Origin of the sequence: Dietzia maris, assembly GCF_014144855.1 — a bacterium.
GTDB classification, from domain to species: Bacteria; Actinomycetota; Actinomycetes; order Mycobacteriales; family Mycobacteriaceae; genus Dietzia; species Dietzia kunjamensis.
This window is the reverse complement of the sequence record NZ_JAALDN010000130.1, coordinates 1-3,679: the sequence shown is the minus strand read 5'-3', so window position 1 is coordinate 3,679 and position 3,679 is coordinate 1. Positions and strand designations below refer to the sequence as shown.

General features: G+C 69.2%; 2 protein-coding genes and 1 pseudogene. 2 read left to right on the top strand and 1 reads right to left on the bottom strand.

Features of this window, described 5'->3' with window-relative positions:
* Both G6024_RS05020 and G6024_RS05015 read left to right on the top strand, forming a co-directional pair.
* A pseudogene (locus G6024_RS05020) lies at positions 1-187 on the top strand (A/G-specific adenine glycosylase); the annotation flags it as partial.
* Positions 188-210: 23 nt separating this feature from the next.
* A complete protein-coding gene (locus tag G6024_RS05015; protein WP_067711618.1) occupies positions 211-519 on the top strand; it encodes an antibiotic biosynthesis monooxygenase family protein in 309 nt (102 codons plus the stop codon).
* Between the two features lie 162 nt (positions 520-681).
* Here G6024_RS05015 and G6024_RS05010 read toward each other — a convergent pair whose 3' ends face one another.
* The gene (locus tag G6024_RS05010; RefSeq protein ID WP_159148209.1) at positions 682-3,336 is read right to left on the bottom strand and encodes an ATP-dependent Clp protease ATP-binding subunit; all 2,655 of its coding nucleotides are present in this window, start codon (positions 3,334-3,336) and stop codon (positions 682-684) included.
* Positions 3,337-3,679: the final 343 nt, after the last annotated feature.

The following is a 3,679-nucleotide window of genomic DNA, read 5'->3' as shown; positions in this document are numbered from 1 at the left end:
CGCCGGCAGCGACCGGCAGGTGCGGGGGCTGCTGCTGGACGTCCTGCGCGACGGCGACGGTACCGCCGCCCGCAGCGCCCTGGACGCGGTGTGGCCCGACGCGACCCAGCGCGACCGGGCACTGGACTCGCTGCTCGGCGACGGGCTCGTCGTCCGCGTCGGCGAGCACTACTCACTTCCCGCGTAGGCCCGCCTGGGTAGGCTCGGCCCATGGCCGTCGTGAAGATCAATGCCCTGAACGTCCCGCCGCAGGCCGGCGCCGAGCTCGAGCGCCGCTTCTCCGAGCGGGCGCACACCGTCGAGAACTCGCCCGGATTCCTCGGTTTCCAGCTGCTGCGCCCCACCGGCGGCGAGACCCGCTACTTCGTGGTGACCACCTGGGAGGACGAGGAGTCCTTTGCCGCGTGGCGCGACGGGGACGCCCGGGCCGCCCACGCCGGCGAGCACGGCAAGCCCGTCGCCGAGGGCGCGAACCTGCTGGAGTTCGACGTCGTGATGGACGTCAAGCCCTCCGCCTGACACCCTCCGCCTGACACCCTCCGCCTGACCCCCTCCGCCTGACACAGCCGCCCCGTTCCCGAGCGGGGAGAACGAGAACGACCCCCGCCTCGTGGCGGGGGTCGTTCTCTGCGTCAGCCGCTCGGGCTCTGCGTCACCCGGTCCGATCGGACCGGCACCGGATCAGGTGGTGGCGGGAGCCGCCCCGCCGCCGGTGCCCGAGGGCCCGCCGGTCGAACCGCCGCCGAAGCCACCGGTGCTCGGCGGGAGCGAGTCACCCGGGCCGGCCTCGCCGGTGGGAGCGACACTCGCCGTGATCGCCTCGCCCTCGCGGTCCGCGGGGGCGTCGGGACGCGGGGCGCCCGAGAAGGTGAACTTCGCGTCCTCGGTCTTGTCGGACTCACCGTCCCAGCCCTCGACGTCGACCGTGACCAGCTCGCCGGCCGCGACCTCGCCGAAGAGGATCTTCTCCGAGAGCGTGTCCTCGATCTCGCGCTGGATGGTGCGACGCAGCGGCCGCGCACCCAGGACCGGGTCGAAGCCCCGCTTGGCCAGCAGCTGCTTGGCCCGATCGGTGACCTCGATGGTCATGTCCTTGGCCTTGAGCGCCACGCCCACACGGCTGACCATGAGGTCGACCATCTGGACGATCTGCTCCTGCGTGAGCTGGTGGAACACGACGATCTCGTCGATACGGTTGAGGAACTCCGGGCGGAAGTGCTTCTTCAGCTCGTCGTTGACCTTCTGCTTCATCCGCTCGTAGGCGTCCTCGGTGTTGTCGGAGGACTGGAAGCCCATCCCGACGGCCTTGGAGATGTCCCTGGTCCCGAGGTTCGAGGTGAAGATCAGCACGGTGTTCTTGAAGTCCACCATGCGTCCCTGACCGTCGGTGAGACGGCCGTCCTCCAGCACCTGGAGAAGGGTGTTGTAGATCTCGGAGTGGGCCTTCTCGATCTCGTCGAACAGGACCACCGAGAACGGCTTGCGCCGCACCTTCTCCGTGAGCTGGCCACCCTCCTCGTAACCGACGTACCCGGGGGGCGCGCCGAAGAGCCGCGAGGCGGTGAAGCGGTCGTGGTACTCACCCATGTCGATCTGGATGAGCGCGTCGTCCTCGCCGAACAGGAAGTTCGCCAGGGCCTTGGACAGCTCCGTCTTACCGACACCGGACGGGCCGGCGAAGATGAACGAGCCCGAGGGGCGCTTGGGGTCCTTGAGCCCCGCACGCGTGCGGCGGATCGCCCGCGAGACCGCCTTGATGGCGTCCTCCTGGCCGATGATCCGCTTGTGCAGCTCGTCCTCCATGCGGAGCAGACGGGTGGTCTCCTCCTCGGTGAGCTTGAAGACGGGGATACCGGTCCAGTTGCCCAGGATCTCGGCGATCTGCTCCTCGTCGACCACGGCGGCCACGTCCATGTCGCCCGCGCGCCACTGCTTCTCGCGCTCGGCACGCTCGGCGATGAGCTTCTTCTCCGTGTCCCGCAGTCCGGCGGCCTTCTCGAAGTCCTGCGCGTCGATCGCGGACTCCTTCTCACGGCGCGCGTCGGCGATCTTCTCGTCGAACTCGCGCAGGTCCGGCGGCGCGGTCATCCGCTTGATGCGCATGCGAGCACCGGCCTCGTCGATGAGGTCGATGGCCTTGTCCGGCAGGAAGCGGTCGTTGATGTAGCGATCCGCCAGCTGGGCCGCCGCGGCCAGGGCCGAATCCGTGATGGTGACCCGATGGTGGGCCTCGTAGCGGTCCCGGAGTCCCTTGAGGATCTCGATGGACAGCTCGACGCTCGGCTCGGGCACCTGCACCGGCTGGAAACGACGCTCGAGCGCCGCGTCCTTCTCGATGTGCTTGCGGTACTCCTCGAGCGTGGTGGCACCGATGGTCTGCAGCTCACCGCGGGCCAGCTTGGGCTTGAGGATCGACGCCGCGTCGATCGCGCCCTCGGCGGCACCGGCCCCGACGAGGGTGTGGATCTCGTCGATGAACAGGATGATGTCGCCGCGCTGGTTGATCTCCTTGAGGACCTTCTTCAGGCGTTCCTCGAAGTCACCGCGGTACCGGGACCCGGCCACGAGCGAGCCGAGGTCCAGCGAGTACAGCTGCTTGTCCTTGAGGGTCTCGGGGACCTCGTTGTTGACGATGGCCTGCGCCAGGCCCTCGACGACGGCGGTCTTGCCCACGCCGGGCTCACCGATGAGCACCGGGTTGTTCTTGGTGCGCCGGGAGAGCACCTGCATGATGCGCTCCACCTCCTTGGCGCGACCGACGACCGGGTCGAGCTTGCCCTCCATGGCGGCCTGGGTGAGGTTGCGACCGAACTGGTCCAGGACCGTCGACGACGACGGGGTCCCGGCCTCGCGACCACCGGAGCCCGCGGGCGTGCCCGAGGCCTCGGCCTCCTTGCCCTGGTACCCGGACAGCAGCTGGATGACCTGCTGGCGCACCCGCGTGAGGTCCGCGCCGAGCTTGACCAGCACCTGGGCGGCGACGCCCTCGCCCTCACGGATGAGGCCGAGCAGGATGTGCTCGGTGCCGATGTAGTTGTGGCCGAGCTGCAGCGCCTCGCGCAGGCTCAGCTCCAGGACCTTCTTGGCCCGCGGCGTGAACGGGATGTGCCCGCTGGGCGCCTGCTGGCCCTGGCCGATGATCTCCTCGACCTGACTCCGCACCGCTTCCAGCGAGATCCCGAGGGACTCGAGGGCCTTGGCGGCCACTCCCTCGCCCTCATGGATGAGACCCAGCAGGATGTGCTCGGTGCCGATGTAATTGTGGTTGAGCATCCTGGCCTCTTCCTGGGCCAGGACGACGACGCGACGCGCGCGGTCGGTAAACCGTTCGAACATCGTGCTACCTCACATTCCTCGGTTTTTCACCACTGTAGTGGCCGGTTCTGACGCTCTGCACCGCAGGAGCAGCACGAGGCCCGTCACCAGTGTTCAACGCGGCAGGTCGGGGAACGATTGCATGATCGTGTACGCCGTCAGCGAACGCCCCGCAACGGGCCGGATCCCCGGCCACTAGGGTCGTCGCCATGAGCTACGCGATCGGCGGCCGGGCGCCGTGAGCGCGTTCGATCTCGACCGCATCGGCCGCGGGCTGCCGTTCACCCGCGCCCTGCCCGCCCTGCTGGACGCCCTCGCCACGGCGGGCACCGCGGTGGTCCAGGCACCGCCCGGCACCGGCAAG